Origin of the sequence: Limnohabitans sp. Rim8 (assembly GCF_945901735.1) — a bacterium.
GTDB lineage: Bacteria > Pseudomonadota > Gammaproteobacteria > Burkholderiales > Burkholderiaceae_C > Limnohabitans_A.
In genome coordinates this window covers 28,147-41,870 of record NZ_CAMDLM010000001.1, presented here as the reverse complement: position 1 = coordinate 41,870, position 13,724 = coordinate 28,147, and the positions used below count along the sequence as shown (strand labels likewise).

At 59.5% G+C, this 13,724-nt stretch carries 16 protein-coding genes; 10 read left to right on the top strand and 6 right to left on the bottom strand.

Annotated elements, in window-relative coordinates:
* Genes Q0O99_RS00300 through Q0O99_RS00290 form a run of 3 tightly spaced genes read left to right on the top strand, consistent with a single transcriptional unit; the run spans nucleotide 1 to nucleotide 3,047 of the window.
* Nucleotides 1-1,683, top strand: coding sequence for an ABC transporter permease (locus Q0O99_RS00300; protein ID WP_293747356.1), 1,683 nt, complete (start codon nucleotides 1-3; stop codon nucleotides 1,681-1,683).
* Nucleotides 1,680-2,423, top strand: coding sequence for an ATP-binding cassette domain-containing protein (locus tag Q0O99_RS00295; RefSeq protein ID WP_293747354.1), 744 nt, complete (start codon nucleotides 1,680-1,682; stop codon nucleotides 2,421-2,423). Before Q0O99_RS00300 ends, Q0O99_RS00295 begins: the two co-directional genes overlap by 4 nt.
* A gap of 18 nt (nucleotides 2,424-2,441) precedes the next feature.
* Nucleotides 2,442-3,047 (top strand): CDP-alcohol phosphatidyltransferase family protein, encoded by a 606-nt coding sequence (locus tag Q0O99_RS00290; protein ID WP_293747352.1) that lies wholly within the window; start codon nucleotides 2,442-2,444, stop codon nucleotides 3,045-3,047.
* 2 nt (nucleotides 3,048-3,049) lie between these two features.
* Here Q0O99_RS00290 and Q0O99_RS00285 read toward each other — a convergent pair whose 3' ends face one another.
* The 5 genes from Q0O99_RS00285 to Q0O99_RS00265 all read right to left on the bottom strand — a co-directional run bounded on the left by Q0O99_RS00285 (nucleotide 3,050) and on the right by Q0O99_RS00265 (nucleotide 5,732).
* On the bottom strand, nucleotides 3,050-3,454 hold the full coding sequence (locus Q0O99_RS00285) for a VOC family protein (protein ID WP_293747350.1): 405 nt from the start codon (nucleotides 3,452-3,454) through the stop codon (nucleotides 3,050-3,052).
* Nucleotides 3,451-3,816: a DUF1801 domain-containing protein gene (locus tag Q0O99_RS00280; RefSeq protein ID WP_293747348.1), complete on the bottom strand. Its 366-nt coding sequence runs from the start codon at nucleotides 3,814-3,816 to the stop codon at nucleotides 3,451-3,453. Before Q0O99_RS00280 ends, Q0O99_RS00285 begins: the two co-directional genes overlap by 4 nt.
* 85 nt (nucleotides 3,817-3,901) lie before the next feature.
* Entirely contained in the window at nucleotides 3,902-4,747 is an 846-nt protein-coding gene (locus tag Q0O99_RS00275) for a putative phage abortive infection protein (protein WP_293747346.1), read from the bottom strand.
* 71 nt (nucleotides 4,748-4,818) lie between these two features.
* A complete protein-coding gene (locus Q0O99_RS00270) occupies nucleotides 4,819-5,271 on the bottom strand; it encodes a hypothetical protein (RefSeq protein WP_293747344.1) in 453 nt (150 codons plus the stop codon).
* 44 nt (nucleotides 5,272-5,315) lie between these two features.
* Nucleotides 5,316-5,732: a TIR domain-containing protein gene (locus tag Q0O99_RS00265; protein ID WP_293747342.1), complete on the bottom strand. Its 417-nt coding sequence runs from the start codon at nucleotides 5,730-5,732 to the stop codon at nucleotides 5,316-5,318.
* Between the two features lie 421 nt (nucleotides 5,733-6,153).
* On the opposite strand from Q0O99_RS00265, the gene Q0O99_RS00260 reads away from it, so the two are divergent.
* The 6 genes from Q0O99_RS00260 (at nucleotide 6,154) to Q0O99_RS00235 (ending at nucleotide 11,523) form a co-directional block, all read left to right on the top strand.
* Nucleotides 6,154-6,555: a type I restriction-modification system subunit M N-terminal domain-containing protein gene (locus Q0O99_RS00260; RefSeq protein WP_293747340.1), complete on the top strand. Its 402-nt coding sequence runs from the start codon at nucleotides 6,154-6,156 to the stop codon at nucleotides 6,553-6,555.
* 30 nt (nucleotides 6,556-6,585) lie between these two features.
* Nucleotides 6,586-6,843, top strand: coding sequence for a DUF4258 domain-containing protein (locus tag Q0O99_RS00255; protein WP_293747338.1), 258 nt, complete (start codon nucleotides 6,586-6,588; stop codon nucleotides 6,841-6,843).
* A 3-nt stretch (nucleotides 6,844-6,846) separates the two neighbouring features.
* Nucleotides 6,847-7,044: a DUF2283 domain-containing protein gene (locus Q0O99_RS00250; RefSeq protein WP_053173388.1), complete on the top strand. Its 198-nt coding sequence runs from the start codon at nucleotides 6,847-6,849 to the stop codon at nucleotides 7,042-7,044.
* A gap of 223 nt (nucleotides 7,045-7,267) precedes the next feature.
* A complete protein-coding gene (locus Q0O99_RS00245) occupies nucleotides 7,268-8,395 on the top strand; it encodes a Fic family protein (RefSeq protein ID WP_293747335.1) in 1,128 nt (375 codons plus the stop codon).
* Nucleotides 8,396-8,608: 213 nt separating this feature from the next.
* Complete coding sequence (locus Q0O99_RS00240; RefSeq protein WP_293747333.1) at nucleotides 8,609-10,771, top strand: FAD-dependent oxidoreductase; 2,163 nt, start codon at nucleotides 8,609-8,611, stop codon at nucleotides 10,769-10,771.
* A complete protein-coding gene (locus tag Q0O99_RS00235; RefSeq protein ID WP_293747331.1) occupies nucleotides 10,768-11,523 on the top strand; it encodes a DUF3047 domain-containing protein in 756 nt (251 codons plus the stop codon). The genes Q0O99_RS00240 and Q0O99_RS00235 overlap by 4 nt, the downstream gene beginning before the upstream one ends.
* A 27-nt stretch (nucleotides 11,524-11,550) precedes the next feature.
* On the opposite strand, the gene Q0O99_RS00230 is transcribed toward Q0O99_RS00235, so the two are convergent.
* A complete protein-coding gene (locus Q0O99_RS00230; protein WP_293747329.1) occupies nucleotides 11,551-12,300 on the bottom strand; it encodes an IclR family transcriptional regulator in 750 nt (249 codons plus the stop codon).
* 151 nt (nucleotides 12,301-12,451) lie between these two features.
* Here Q0O99_RS00230 and Q0O99_RS00225 point away from each other — a divergent pair, with 151 nt between their 5' ends.
* Nucleotides 12,452-13,714, top strand: coding sequence for a Rieske 2Fe-2S domain-containing protein (locus Q0O99_RS00225; RefSeq protein WP_293747327.1), 1,263 nt, complete (start codon nucleotides 12,452-12,454; stop codon nucleotides 13,712-13,714).
* The last annotated feature ends 10 nt before the right edge of the window (nucleotides 13,715-13,724 follow it).

Sequence of the window (13,724 nt, the reverse complement as noted above, 5' to 3'; positions counted from 1 at the left end):
ATGCCCAACTTGAAGGTGCTTGGACCTTTGCTGCTGGCGCTGCTGGCGGCCGTGCCCATTGGCGCAGCGCTGTGGGCGATGGGCGCGCAAATGCTCCATGCCACCGCTTGGCAAGCCCTGTGGGCCGACCCGCAAATTGGGCGCGCCTGGGGCATGACGCTGTGGACCGGTTTGGCCTCGACCGCCTTGGCCTGGATCACGGTGGCGCATGTGCTGACCAGCGGCTTCATCCGCCAACAACTGGGGCGCTGGCTGTTGCATCTGCCTGCCTTGCTGGCCACGCCGCACGCCGCCATGGCCATCGGCTTGGTGCTGTGGCTCTCGCCCAGCGGTTGGGCACTGCGGCTGGTGTCGCCGGGCCTCACGGGCTTTGACGCACCGCCGCCTTGGTTCACCACACAAGACCCGTGGGGCCTGGGGCTGATCCTGGCGCTGTGGCTCAAAGAGGTGCCGTTTTTGCTGTGGGTGGCTGCCACCCAAATGCAACGCGAAGACCTGCGCCGCCGCTGGCAAGCCGAATACGCGCTCGCCCAAACCCTGGGCCGCACGCCCGCACAAGCCTTTGCACAAATCATCTGGCCGCAACTGGCCTCGCGCCTGCGCTGGCCGCTCTTGGCGGTGCTGGCCTATGGCCTCACGGTGGTCGACATGGCGCTCATCATCGGCCCCGCATCACCACCCACCTTGGCGGTGCTGACCTGGCAATGGCTGAGCGATGCCGACCTGCTCACGCAAGCGCAAGGCGTGGCGGCGGCGGGGTGGTTGACGGGCACGGTGTTGGTGGCGGGCGTGGTCACGGCTTGGCTTGTAGGAGCTGCGTCCTCGCGGCGAATGCGGGGCTATGGCCAGCGCCTGATGCTGGCTTGGGCAGCGCACCTGCCCAAGCCAAGTTTTGTGGTGGGGTGGTCGCCAAATGTCGTTTGGACGCTGATCCTCAGCACCTACATCGCCGTCTGGTTCGCCCTGACCGTGGGCAGTGTCTCGGGCGTGTGGCCTTTCCCCCAAGTGTGGCCCGAGTTGTGGACGCTCAGCGCCTGGCAACAAGTGGCCAGCAGCGCCCACACCGTGTGGACCACCTTGGGCCTGGGCGTGGCGTCGGCCAGTGTGTGTTTGTTGTGGTCAGTGGCCTGGCTGGAGCTGGCCCCGCGCCGCTGGCAGCAGGCCTTGCAACCCTGGTTCTTGTTGCCGCTGGTCTTGCCTTCGGTGCTGTGGGTGGTGGGCTTGTACAGCCTGGCGCTGCATACCCGCCTTGAAGGCCAATGGCTGGGCCTGAGCCTGGCGCACGCGGTCATGGTCTTGCCCTATGTGGTGCTGGCGCTGGTGCCTGCGTATCAGGCGGTGGACCCGCGCCAAGCCGCGCTGGTGGCCAGCTTGGGCCAGGGCCGCTGGGTGTATTTGTGGCGTGTGAAGTGGCCATTGCTCCAACGCGCCATCGCCTCGGCTTGGGCCGTGGGCTTTGCGGTCAGCGTGGCGCAATACCTGCCCACGCTCTATGTGGGCGCGGGCCGCTTTGCCACCGTCACCACCGAAGCCGTCACCTTGGCTGCAGGTGCGCAACGCTCGCTCATGAGCGCCTACGCCGCGCTGCAAATGCTTTTGCCCATCGCCGCCTTTGCGCTGGCCGCGTGGCTGGGCAGGCCCCGCAGATTTGAGAAGATCGCCCCCATGAAAGCCACACCATGACCGACACCCCACCCGATGGCCTTGATCACGGCATGAAAGACGGCATGAACGACGGCCTGCACGTTCACATCGAACGCTTGGGCAGCGCGCATTACGCGCTGGTGAGCGGCCTGCGCCTAGACGTGCCGCCCGGCGAAATCCTCACGCTCATGGGCCCGAGCGGTTGCGGCAAAAGCTCGGTGCTCGCGTCAATAGCGGGCACGCTGACCAGCGTGTCCGAAGGGCTGTTGCCACTGCAGCTGCAAGGCACGGTGCAACTCAATGGCCGCGAACTCTCGCACCTCCCCACCCACCAACGCGGCGTGGGTTTGGTGTTTCAAGACGCCTTGCTTTTCCCGCACATGACGGTGGCCGAGAACCTGCTGTTTGCCGTGCCCGTCAATGACGTCAGGGGCACCAAGGCCAGCACCGCGCAGCGCCAAGCCCGCGTGCAACAAGCGCTGCAAGAAGCAGAGCTGAGCGGCATGGGCGAGCGCGACCCGTCCACGCTCTCGGGCGGGCAGCGCGCGCGTGTGGCGCTCATGCGTGCTTTGTTGGCCGAGCCGCAAGCGCTGCTGCTCGACGAGCCGTTTTCCAAACTCGACGCCGCCTTGCGCGCCCAGCTGCGCCCGTGGGTGTTTGCGCATGTGCGCGAGCGGCGCATCCCGGTGGTGCTGGTCACGCACGACGCACAAGACGTGGCCGACGCGCAGCGCGTGCTGCACTTGCGCGCCACCGAAGAAAGCCCAAGCCATGTTTGACCGCCATGTTTGACCGCCATGTTTGACCGCCACGCCCAAACCCTCTTGCGCCCCGCGCTAAACGCCGCCGCACGCGGCTTGGTGCGCGCAGGCATCAGCGCCGACGCGCTGACCTGGTTGGGCTTTGCCATCGGCATGGCCGCCGCCGTGGCCATTGCGTTGCAAGCGTGGTGGTGGGGCTTGGCGCTGCTGCTGGCCTCGCGCTTGCTCGACGGCCTGGACGGCAGCGTGGCCCGCCTGACCCAGCCCACCGACGCGGGCGGCTTCCTGGACATCGCGCTCGACTTCGTGTTTTATGCCTCCATCCCCCTGGCCTTTGCGGTGGCCAACCCCGCCACCAACGCCCTGCCCGCTGCCGCCCTGCTGGCCAGCTTCATCGGCACCGGCAGCAGCTTTTTGGCCTTCGCCGCACTGGCCGAAAAACGCGGCCTGACGGACACCGCCTTGCCGGGCAAAAGCTTTTACTTCTTGGGCGGCCTGACCGAAGCCACCGAAACCATCACCGTCTTCGCCGCCATGTGCGTGTGGCCTGAACACTTTGCGGTGCTGGCTTATGGGTTTGCTGTGTTGTGTGCCATCACTACGGGGATGCGGGTTTGGTGGGGGTATGGGCGGTTGGGGTGAGGTTAAGCCGCAATTGAGCCCCCTACTGGCGAGCAAATTTCCACCAAAGTTCCATCAGGGCAACGGACATAAGAGACAACTTGCCCCCATGGTTTTGTCTCAGGTTCTTTCAACTCGGTAGCCCCAGCGGTTAGGGCTTTGGCGTGCGCCTCGACAACAGACGGCGTCACCAAGGCTATTTCGACGCCAAGGGGTTTACTGGATTCACTTGCAGCGACAAAACCCGCAGGAAAATTCATTTTCCCTAGTTCGTGTGATGCAAAGGCGAGTGTTGTTTCGCCTGTTTCAAGCTCACCGTAATCGCCAGACTCATGCAGAAAGCGGCGTGACAGACCAAATGCGTCTTCAAAGAACGTCAAAGATGCAGCGACATTTGGAACGTAGATCATTGTGTAACCGAGTTTCATGCGTTGTCCTGTTTGGTGGCCTGCAAAGCAAGCAATAAATACTGAGCCAATTTTTTATCCTTGATCTGAGAGACAGACATCAACTTGACGTGCCGACGCCCCTTTCCTGTCCCTTCCAGAAACCCGAAAGGGTCAATGATTTTTGCGCCGTTTCCGAATTCGACAGTGACGTGCGCTTTGTAGGCGAAGACGCCACCAAACTGGACGCCTGAAGTAAAGAGGATGCCGCCGTATTTGACTTCTTCCGACGCGGATTCAATGGTGATTTTTATTAAGGCTCGAACGGCTCCGACGATCTCATAATTTTGCTCACTTACAAGACGGATGTCTTCAAGCAGAGCTTGAACAGATTTCTTTGTCATGTTGTGGGTCGATTCCTTAGCAGGCTGTCAGCTTTTTCGCATGACGTTGTCTCTCAAATTGAGCGAGGGGTTAGGCCTCACCGCGTTACAGCCAACTCTCAGGGTATTTACCACCGAAGGCAGCGGGCGAGTAGCGGTGAAGCAGGTCATCCGCAGGGAGCGTTGTGTCTGGCATCGTTTTGAGCAAGGCGAACTCCTCAACGAGGGGTTTGAACTTCTCGCTTCCCAAGTCTGACAGGCAGTTATAGAAGAGCAGCTTGAGTTCGGCACTCGACAGCTGAGCGCGTATGAGATTCGTATAGAAGCGTTGTTCGATGCTGCTCGTCCCTTTGACCAATTTGACGATGTTGTACAAGAGCCTGAAGTAGTGGCCGAGCGCGGCTTGGTGTTCCCTATAGAAGATTTCGTAGTGCGGCAGGAACGCTTCATATGTCTCGATCGCGCCATGGTTGATAAGTTGACCTTCGAGTTCGCCGAGGTAGTGCTGAAAGCAGGCGCGCCCCTTCAGGGACAGATTAAGGACTTCCATCGAAGCGACTATGTCGTTGTGGAGGCGCAGACTCTGAAAAAACGTACCTTCGAATGTCTGTTGCCGGAGCGTTTCATTCTGCTTAGTGAGCGCTTCTGCCGAGTTCCGTAGTTCCTTGACCGAGAGTCGAAGCTCGCGGACCTGTAAACCGAGAGTTGCCAGCAGCGCCAGCAACGCAAGCAGACTGAACGTTGGATTGAGCAAGCCCCCGACGTAATCTCCAAACTGACCCCACTTCTCTGGTTCCTTGGCCAATGGGCCGTGAAACTGCCAAACGTAGACCGCAACCACTACGACGGCGACAGCTATACCTACATAGGCCAGGCTCGTGAGCCTGGCCACGTGCTTGGTCGCCTCGGCAACCTCCGCATCGGCGGTGTCGTGTTTTTCTGCGGGCGGCATCGAGGTGTGTGTCCGTGAAGACTAACGTTTGAATTCAGCGGCTGCCGTAGGCAGTCCGTTGGAATGATTTGTTAGCCCTTACAGTACAAGGTGGCAGCAAGGAGGACATACAAAAAACCAAAGCAAACTGGAACCCAGTTCTCAACATGTGTAAGCGGCAGGTATTTTTTCCTGTCTTTTCCTGCCCCCAGTACAACCCACTCCTCGTCATATGGCGCAACTGGCAACATTTGCTCAAGTGCATGGACAACCTTGAATTTCCCTGAGTTGAGTTGCCGATAGGAGTGAACTACACGCCACCACACAAAACAAAGCAGAATTACTGCGATAAACGGCGTAAGCCCAAGCAAAGTTGGTTGTAGTACTTTTTCCTTTAGCAAGACTGTGAAGGCCGTAATTAGCGCTGTGTGGACGCCCACAAAGAATGAATTAGCCAGCATTCGTCTTGCACTGATCCGATCTGCCATCTCGACATACAGTTTGTACTGCTCAAAGAGATGCTTTTCAAATTCGGCACCGTACAACTCTTTGTTCTGCCTAATAAGACCCATATTCGTCACCGCGTAGATCAGATGGCGTGATTGCGGATGGCATCAACAATTGATTGGCTTTGCCATTTCACAATCTCATCAGCATTGTCTTTCACTATCTGCGATGTCTTTTCAGAAGCCCATGGCTCGACAGCAATGATGGGCTTGCTGTAGTCGGTCTTTGAAATCTGTATTTCTTTGTTGATCCACTTGGAGTAAGTGCTGTAGACACCCGCAAGCATCACGACGCAATTGACTGGAGCAATTTGAGCTTTGATTGCCGCATACAGCTCTGCCTCGTTTTTGGCGTTGTGGATTGGGTCATCCTTTGGTACGGAATAATTTGCCCAAGTGAAGTTGGGGTGCTCATCAAAGAACTTAACGAGCTTCTCGTAAGCATCGCCGTAAGTCCACGAGTGACTGATGAACAGTCGGTATGTCTTCAGTGCGGGCATGGTGCCTCCTAGTTGTTGATTGGAAGGGCTAACATGATGTAGATCGCAAAACCTGGTTGATACACCCGGCCCGTGTCGATACATCTTTTTGTTGAAATCGTCGCAAGCGGCTTGTGCCATGGGTTTCACACCAACCGCTGTGCGTGCATGCAGGTATAAATTTGCAGACCAAACCCGGCACCAACCCCTTGCAACCTCCCCACCGCACCATCCAGCGCAGCAGGCCCGAAGCGCCCAATTATAACCAAATAAATACTAAAAATTAGCTACAAAACGCCTTTACTCGTAAACCCCCATGCGCCCCCTCAACCCCACCCCAACCCCCAACCAAAGCTGGGCATAATCATTCACGCCCCCGCTGGCCACCCCGCCCAAACGCCCCTCGGCAAACCGCCAAAAACAACAGTCAGCCCCCGCACAGATGACCGCCAACGCCTTCCACAACATCGCGCAAATTGAAACCAGCCTGTGGGAAGCCGCCGATCAACTCCGTGCCAACTCCAACCTCACGGCCACCGAATACTCCATGCCGGTGTTGGGCGTGATTTTTCTGCGGCACGCCACCAACCGTTATCAGACCGCGCTGCAAGCCATCGAGGCCGCGCAGGCGGCGGGCACCATGCCCAAGCGCCCACTGGTCAAAGGCGACTTCATCAAGCGCCGCGCTTTGATGCTGCCCGAGGCCGCACGCTACGACACTTTGCTCAACCTGCCTTCGGGCGCCAGTTTGGGCGGCGCACTGGTCGCGGCCATGCATGCGATCGTGGCCGACTTGGCTTGCGTCTCGGGCTGTATGTTCGTGCAGAGCAGCCACTTCATCTGAAAAATAGTGTCTGCGTGCTACATTGATCCCATGTTGTTTAGCACACGTTTCAATTTGCCTGTTGTATTGACCATGCACGCCCGCAAACGGTTGCTTGATCATGCTATTTCCATCGAGGAGCTGATGCAAGTGATTGACACTGGTGAAACACGGTTCAAAGACCCAACCCATCTGTGGGCGTATAAAAATCTCCCTGGGCGAACTGATAATTTGGTCTGTGCGGTGCTGGTCCTCGAAGACGCCGTGGTCGTTAAAACCGTCATGCACGCATTTGTATTGGAGGATTAACCCATGAAAACCACCTACTACGACCAAGATGACATCTTGGTGATTCATCTCTCGGATAAACCCATTGCACGCGAGGTGTCGCAGGACTGGAACACGCATGTCAGCTACGCCGCTGATGGCACAGCCGTAGAAGTTGTCGTGTTGGACGCCAGAGCCAACGGCGCACTCCCGGTAGAAATCCTCCACGGCCAAGCAGCCTGATTGACCATCTCCCCATACCTGTCACTGCCCGAGCCACCCTACACGCCGCAAGACAAAGTGGACGTGGCGCAATTGGTTTACCAGCACATTCGGCAGCAGAGCTTGCGGGCATAGGCAAGCGGGTTTCAATTCAACGGGAATGCGGCTTCTATGTAGGCGATTGCGGTGAATACGTTGCATATTCACCGCAATATGTGCGGTGAATGTGGCGCATAATCACCGCATGCTCACTGAAAAGACCCCCCGCAAACGCACTTACCTTTGGCAGCGCCCCGACTGGCCGCAGTGGCGTTATGACGCGACTGCGCTGGCCGGGCCGTTGGCACAGTTGCACCGTGCGCAAGGTGAGTTGGTGGGGCGGATGGCCCACTTGGGGCTGGCGCAGCGCGATCTGGCGACTGTGCAAGCTTTGACGCAAGAGGTCATCACCACCAGCGCCATTGAGGGTGAAACGCTCAACCTAGAGGCGGTGCGCTCGTCCATCGCCCGGCGCTTAGGGGTTGACATTGGTGCGCTTGCACCCGCTGACCGCCATGTGGATGGCGTGGTGGACATGGTGTTGGACGCCACCCAGCAACACGCCCAGCCGCTCACAGCCGAGCGCTTGTTTGGCTGGCATGCGGCGCTGTTTCCCACCGGTTTCAGTGGCCGTGTGCGGATTCAGGTGGGCACCTGGCGCAACGACGCAGCGGGTCCGATGCAAGTGGTCTCGGGCCCGGTGGGCCGAGAAAAGGTGCACTTTGAGGCACCACCCGCCCACACCTTGCCCGCACAAACCGCTGCGTTTTTGGAGTGGTTCAACGCCGGGCCGGTGGGTGATGCGCTGGTGCACGCTGGGCTGGCGCATTTGTGGCTGGTGACTTTGCACCCGTTTGACGATGGCAATGGCCGCGTCAGCCGTGCTGTGGGCGACATGGCCTTGGCCCGAGCTGAAGGCTCTGCGCAACGCTTTTACAGCCTGAGTGCGCAAATTCAGCGCGAGCGTAAACAGTATTACGAGCAACTCGAAATCACCCAACGCGGCACGATGGACGTGACCCCGTGGCTGGATTGGTTTTTGGGCTGCTTGTTGCGTGCGGTTCAGGGTGCTGATGGTTTGTTGGTGGGCGTGCTGGACAAGGCGCAGTTTTGGCAAAGGTGGGCAGACACGCCGATGAATGCACGTCAGATATTGGTGCTGAACCGCATGCTCGACGGCATGGACGGCAAGTTGAACAACGCCAAGTGGGCCAGCATCGGACAATGTTCGGCCGACACGGCGCTGCGTGACATCAATGATTTGTTGGCGCGTGGTGTATTGCGCCGCTTGGAAGGTGGTGGGCGCAATACGGCCTATGCGTGGGTGACATAGGGTGTGTGCCACGCCCATCGCCCACGGGGGTGGGCTCCTACAAAAACCTGGGCTTTGCCTGTCGCGCAAGCCTTCAAGGGTCTGGAGCCCTATGAGGGAAGGCGGCAGCTGTAACTTATTGCTCTATCGTGCCGAATAAAAGGCATCTGCGGTTATGGTTCAAATCGCGAGTGGGGTGCTCATTTTCGGGCCCCGACCCTATTGGAGTTTTTTATGCGCCTTCGTCAAATTGTTTTGCTGCTCTTGCTGGCGCTGGCCATCGGTGCCTTTGTCGCGCTGGACCTCGGGCGCTTCTTGAGCTTTGAGCAACTCAAAGCCAGCCAGGCCAGTTTTGCGCAGCTGCACGTCGAGCAGCCGCTTGCGGTGGCGGCGGTTTATTTCTTGATTTATGTGCTGGCGACAGCGCTGTCCATTCCGGGGGCCGTGGTCATCACCTTGGCCGGTGGGGCTATTTTCGGCTTGTGGCCCGGTTTGCTGATTGTGTCGTTTGCGTCCACCGTGGGCGCGACCTTGGCGTTTTTGGCGTCGCGCTTTTTGTTGCGCGACTGGGTGGAGGCGCGCTTTGGTCAGCGCCTGGCCGACATCAATGCAGGCGTGAACCGCGAGGGCGCGTTTTACCTCTTCACTTTGCGCCTGATTCCGGTGGTGCCATTTTTCCTGATCAACCTGCTCATGGGCCTCACGCGCATGAAGACCTGGACGTATTACTGGGTCAGCCAGCTGGGCATGCTGGCGGGCACGGCGGTGTATGTGAACGCGGGCACGCAACTGGCGCAGCTCGAATCGGTGAAGGGCATTTTGAGTCCGGTGCTTTTGGGCAGCTTTGTGTTGCTGGGCATCTTCCCCTTGTTGGCGCGGCGTGTGGTGGCTGCCGTCCAAAAGCGCCAGGTCTATGTCCGCTGGGCCAGCGTGCGCCCCAAGACGTTTGACCGCAACCTGATCGTCATCGGCGGCGGTGCGGGCGGTTTGGTCAGCGCCTACATCGCCGCAGCCGTGAAGGCCAAGGTCACACTGATCGAGGCGCACAAGATGGGTGGCGACTGTTTGAATTACGGCTGTGTGCCGAGCAAGGCGCTGATCAAAAGCGCCAAGCTGGCCCAACAAATGCGTCATGCATCGAAGTACGGCCTGAGCGATGCGGCCCCGAGCTTCAGCTTCAAAGCGGTGATGCAGCGCGTGCACGACGTGATCAAAGCCATCGCGCCGCACGACAGCATCGAGCGCTACACCGGCCTGGGCGTGGAGGTGTTGCAGGGTTACGGCAAACTGGTGAACCCGTGGACGGTGGAAGTGGCTTTGAACGATGGGTCAACCCAACGCTTGACTGCCCGCAGCATCGTGATCGCCGCCGGTGCCCGCCCCTTCGTGCCGCCACTGCCCGGCTTAAACGATGTCGGCTACGTGACCAGCGACACCCTGTGGGAAGCGTTCGCCAAGCTCGATGAAGTGCCCCAGCGTTTGGTGGTGTTGGGCGGTGGCCCGATTGGTTGCGAGCTGGCGCAAAGCTTTGCCAGACTGGGCTCACATGTCACGCAAGTGGAAATGGGTGCTCGGATCATGATCCGCGAGGACGAAGAGGTCAGCGAACTCGCTAAAGCCTCGCTGGAGGCCGATGGCGTGCAAGTGCTCGCCGGCCACAAGGCGCTGCGCTGCGAGATGGTTGACGGCGAAAAGACCTTGGTGGTGGAACACGCCGGTGCAGAGCAGCGCATCGTGTTCGACCAGCTGCTGTGCGCCGTGGGCCGCGTGGCGCGTTTGCAGGGTTATGGACTGGAAGACTTGGGCATTCCCACCCACCGCACGGTAGACACCAACGAGTACCTGCAAACCATCTACCCCAACATCTACGCCGCAGGCGACGTGGCGGGCCCGTTTCAGTTCACCCACACCGCCGCGCACCAAGCGTGGTACGCCGCCGTGAACGCGCTGTTTGGTGAGTGGAAGCTGTTCAAGGCCGACTACTCGGTGATTCCGTGGGCGACTTTTATCGAACCCGAGGTGGCGCGTGTGGGCCTGAACGAGCAAGAAGCCAAAGAGCAGAACATTGCCTATGAAGTCACGAAGTACGGCATCGACGATCTGGACCGCGCCATCGCAGACAGCGAGGCCCACGGTTTTGTGAAGGTGCTCACCATGCCGGGCAAGGACAAGATTTTGGGCGTGACCATCGTGGGTGCCCACGCGGCAGATTTGCTGGCCGAGTACGTGCTGGCCATGAAGCATGGCCTGGGGTTGACCAAGATTTTGGGCACCATCCACACCTACCCCACGATGTCTGAGGCCAACAAATATGCGGCAGGTGAATGGAAGCGTGCCCATGCGCCGCAGAAGCTGCTGGCCTGGGTGAAGAAGTACCACGATTGGCGGCGTGGATGAAACTGTTTTTGAAGCACGCTCCTGCGCTGCTGGCGCTGGGCATAACTTGCGCCACGGCATCGGCCCTCGCGCAAACCCTCGCGCCCTTGGTGCCTGTCGACAGCACAACCGCCAGCCCATGGCGGTTTGTGGGCTTTCCCAAATCCAAGGCCGACATCCCGCCCACGCGCTTTGAATTGGCCGATGTGCAAGGCGAGCGGGCGCTGAAAGTCAGCACCCGCGCTTCGTATGGCACCTGGGTGCACGATCTGCCCAAGGCCAACCCGGGCCGACTGCAATGGCTCTGGCGGCTGGACCAGCCGCTCACGGGCGGCAAAGGGGCGGTCGACATCTTGACCAAAGCCGGAGACGACGCCGCCCTCAAGGTCTGTGTGATGTTTGACCATCCGCTGGACCGCGTGCCTTTTGCCCAGCGCACCTTGTTGCGCATGGCCCGCAGCGTGAGTGGCGAAGACCTGCCAGCCGCCACGCTTTGCTATGTGTGGGACAGCGTGTATCCCGCGGGCCTGCAAGGCGCTAACCCTTACACGCAGCGCGTGCGCTTCATCAGCTTGCAAGGCAAAGGCGCGCCTTTGGCCCAGTGGCAAACAGAAGCCCGCGACGTGGCCGCCGACTTTGCAAACTTGTTTGCCGATGAGCTGCCTGCAGGGGCAGGTGTTCCTAAAATACGTGCGGTGCTGATTGGGGCCGACAGCGACAACACCGGCGCTCAGAGCGTGGGTTGGGTTCGTGGCCTTCAGTGGCAACCCTAGACCGCCATCCCTGTGAAGCGATCAGGCTCAGGTGTGTCCCAAAGCCTGCGACAGGGCGGCGGCTTCTTTGACCAGCACGGCGCCGAACTGGCGCACCTTGCCCTCTTTGAGGCGGGCACCTGGCCCAAACACGGCGATGGAGCCAGCCACCTGGCCATGGCTGTTGAAGAACGGTGCCGCAATGGCCACGGCCCCTTCAATCAAGGCGTTTTTGCTGGTGGCGTAGCCCCGTTTCCTGATTTGGCGCAGCTCTTGCGCCAAGCGGATGGGGTCCAGGTTCAGGCCTTCGGCATAACGCTCGATGGCCTCGATGGAGGTGTTGGCATGTGCCAGGATGACCTGGCCACTGGCCCCCAAAACAATGCGTTCTTGGTAACCCACACCCCTTTTGAAGCTCAGCGCCTGGGGGCTGGCCAACTCGGCAACGCACAGCCGCATGGCGCCTTGCGGTACAAACAAGGCCACGGTTTCCTGGGTGGCGGCCCACACGCGCTGCATGATGGCTTGGCCCACAGCAGAGACATTCAGACCTGACGACCAGACGTGTGTGAGCTGCCCCACCGCTGGGCCGAGCCTGAACCGCTGGGGTTCGCCCGAAGACACCACAAAGCCTGAATGCACCAGCGTTTGCAGCAATCGGTACAAGGTAGGCCGACTCAAGGGGACGCGTTCGAGCAATTGCGCGGCGCTCAGTTCGTGCTCGTTGACCGAGAACGCTTTCAAAATGTCCAAAGCCCGTTCCACGGCCCGGACGCCATCGCCGCTGCTGATGCTCATGCCAAAACCCTTCAAAACCTTGCGTGTGCCGTGAGTATAGGAATGTCCGTCTGGTGGACAAGATTATCATTTTGAATAAAGCTGCACAGTTGGGCATGACTGTGACAGTCACTTATTCAAGCCAAGGAGACGCTTTTTCATGAACAAGGACATGTCTGAAACCCTGATTCGAGTGGGCCCCGGCACGCGCATGGGCAACCTGATGCGGCGTTATTGGGTGCCCGCTTTGAGCAGCAGCGAAATCGAGCTGGCCGACGGTCCGCAAGTGCGCATCGAGTTGTTGGGCGAAAAGCTGCTGGCCTTTCGCAACACCGATGGCCAAGCTTGCATGATTGGTGAGTTTTGCTCACACCGCGGTGTCTCGCTGTACTTTGGCCGCAACGAGGAAAACGGCATCCGCTGCGCGTACCACGGTGTCAAGTTTGACGGCCTTGGCCAGTGTGTGGACGTGCCGTCCAACCCCAAGGCCTGTGCGCACATGCACATCAAAGGCTATCCCTGCGTGGAGCGCGGCGGCATTGTCTGGACCTACATGGGCCCGCCCGACAAAATGCCCGAGCCGCCCGAGCTGGAGTGGTGCACCTTGCCCGATAGCCATGTGTTCGTCTCCAAGCGCCTTCAGTATTCCAGTTACCTGCAGGCCATGGAGGGTGGCATCGACACCGCCCATGTCTCGTATGTGCACCGCTATGAAGTGGACACGGACCCGATGCATCAGGGCGTCAAGGCGCTCGACTACATCAAGGCCGATGGCAATGTGGTGTTTGAAATCGAGAAGACCTCGTATGGGATGAGCTTGTATGGCCGTCGCATGGGTGAGCCCGACAGTTATTACTGGCGCATCACGCAGTGGTTGTTCCCTTGGTTCACCATGATTCCGCCGTTTGGCCACCACGCGCTCGGCGGCCATGCCTGGGTGCCGGTCAACGACCACGAGTGCTGGGCCTGGAGCATGAATTGGCAACCCAAGCAGCCGCTGAGCGCCGAAGAAAACGAAGCCATGGCCGCGGGCAAAGGGATCCATGTGGAATACGACGCGCCAGGCAGTTTTGTGCCCAAAGCCAATCGCGACAACGACTACCTGATGGACCGCAAGGCCCAGCAGGAAAAACGCGCTTACAGCGGTGTGTTCGGGTTTTCGGCGCAAGACTATTCCTTGCAGGAAAGTATGGGTTCCATCCAGGACCATGCGGCCGAAAAACTGTTGCCCACCGACCGAGCCATCGTCATGGCCCGGCGCATGCTGCACGATGCGGCGGTGGCGCTGGAGCAAGGCATTGAGCCCCCGGCATTGGATGCCTCTGAGCAACATGTTCGCCCTGCTGGCGTTTTGTTGCCCAAGGGCGATGACCCCATGGTTTGGGCCAAAGCGCACCTGGCCAATGGACTGGACGAACCAGTGTTTTCGATATGACCATTTTTTC

Excerpts from the sequence above, each read along its gene's own strand:
- Q0O99_RS00300 (WP_293747356.1), top strand. The coding sequence starts at position 1 with ATGCCCAACTTGAAGGTGCTTGGACCTTTGCTGCTGGCGCTGCTGGCG.
- Q0O99_RS00295 (WP_293747354.1), top strand. The coding sequence starts at position 1,680 with ATGACCGACACCCCACCCGATGGCCTTGATCACGGCATGAAAGACGGC.
- Q0O99_RS00290 (WP_293747352.1), top strand. The coding sequence starts at position 2,442 with ATGTTTGACCGCCACGCCCAAACCCTCTTGCGCCCCGCGCTAAACGCC.
- Q0O99_RS00285 (WP_293747350.1), bottom strand. The coding sequence starts at position 3,454 with ATGAAACTCGGTTACACAATGATCTACGTTCCAAATGTCGCTGCATCT.
- Q0O99_RS00280 (WP_293747348.1), bottom strand. The coding sequence starts at position 3,816 with ATGACAAAGAAATCTGTTCAAGCTCTGCTTGAAGACATCCGTCTTGTA.
- Q0O99_RS00275 (WP_293747346.1), bottom strand. The coding sequence starts at position 4,747 with ATGCCGCCCGCAGAAAAACACGACACCGCCGATGCGGAGGTTGCCGAG.
- Q0O99_RS00265 (WP_293747342.1), bottom strand. The coding sequence starts at position 5,732 with ATGCCCGCACTGAAGACATACCGACTGTTCATCAGTCACTCGTGGACT.
- Q0O99_RS00260 (WP_293747340.1), top strand. The coding sequence starts at position 6,154 with ATGACCGCCAACGCCTTCCACAACATCGCGCAAATTGAAACCAGCCTG.
- Q0O99_RS00255 (WP_293747338.1), top strand. The coding sequence starts at position 6,586 with ATGTTGTTTAGCACACGTTTCAATTTGCCTGTTGTATTGACCATGCAC.
- Q0O99_RS00250 (WP_053173388.1), top strand. The coding sequence starts at position 6,847 with ATGAAAACCACCTACTACGACCAAGATGACATCTTGGTGATTCATCTC.
- Q0O99_RS00245 (WP_293747335.1), top strand. The coding sequence starts at position 7,268 with ATGCTCACTGAAAAGACCCCCCGCAAACGCACTTACCTTTGGCAGCGC.
- Q0O99_RS00240 (WP_293747333.1), top strand. The coding sequence starts at position 8,609 with ATGCGCCTTCGTCAAATTGTTTTGCTGCTCTTGCTGGCGCTGGCCATC.
- Q0O99_RS00235 (WP_293747331.1), top strand. The coding sequence starts at position 10,768 with ATGAAACTGTTTTTGAAGCACGCTCCTGCGCTGCTGGCGCTGGGCATA.
- Q0O99_RS00230 (WP_293747329.1), bottom strand. The coding sequence starts at position 12,300 with ATGAGCATCAGCAGCGGCGATGGCGTCCGGGCCGTGGAACGGGCTTTG.
- Q0O99_RS00225 (WP_293747327.1), top strand. The coding sequence starts at position 12,452 with ATGTCTGAAACCCTGATTCGAGTGGGCCCCGGCACGCGCATGGGCAAC.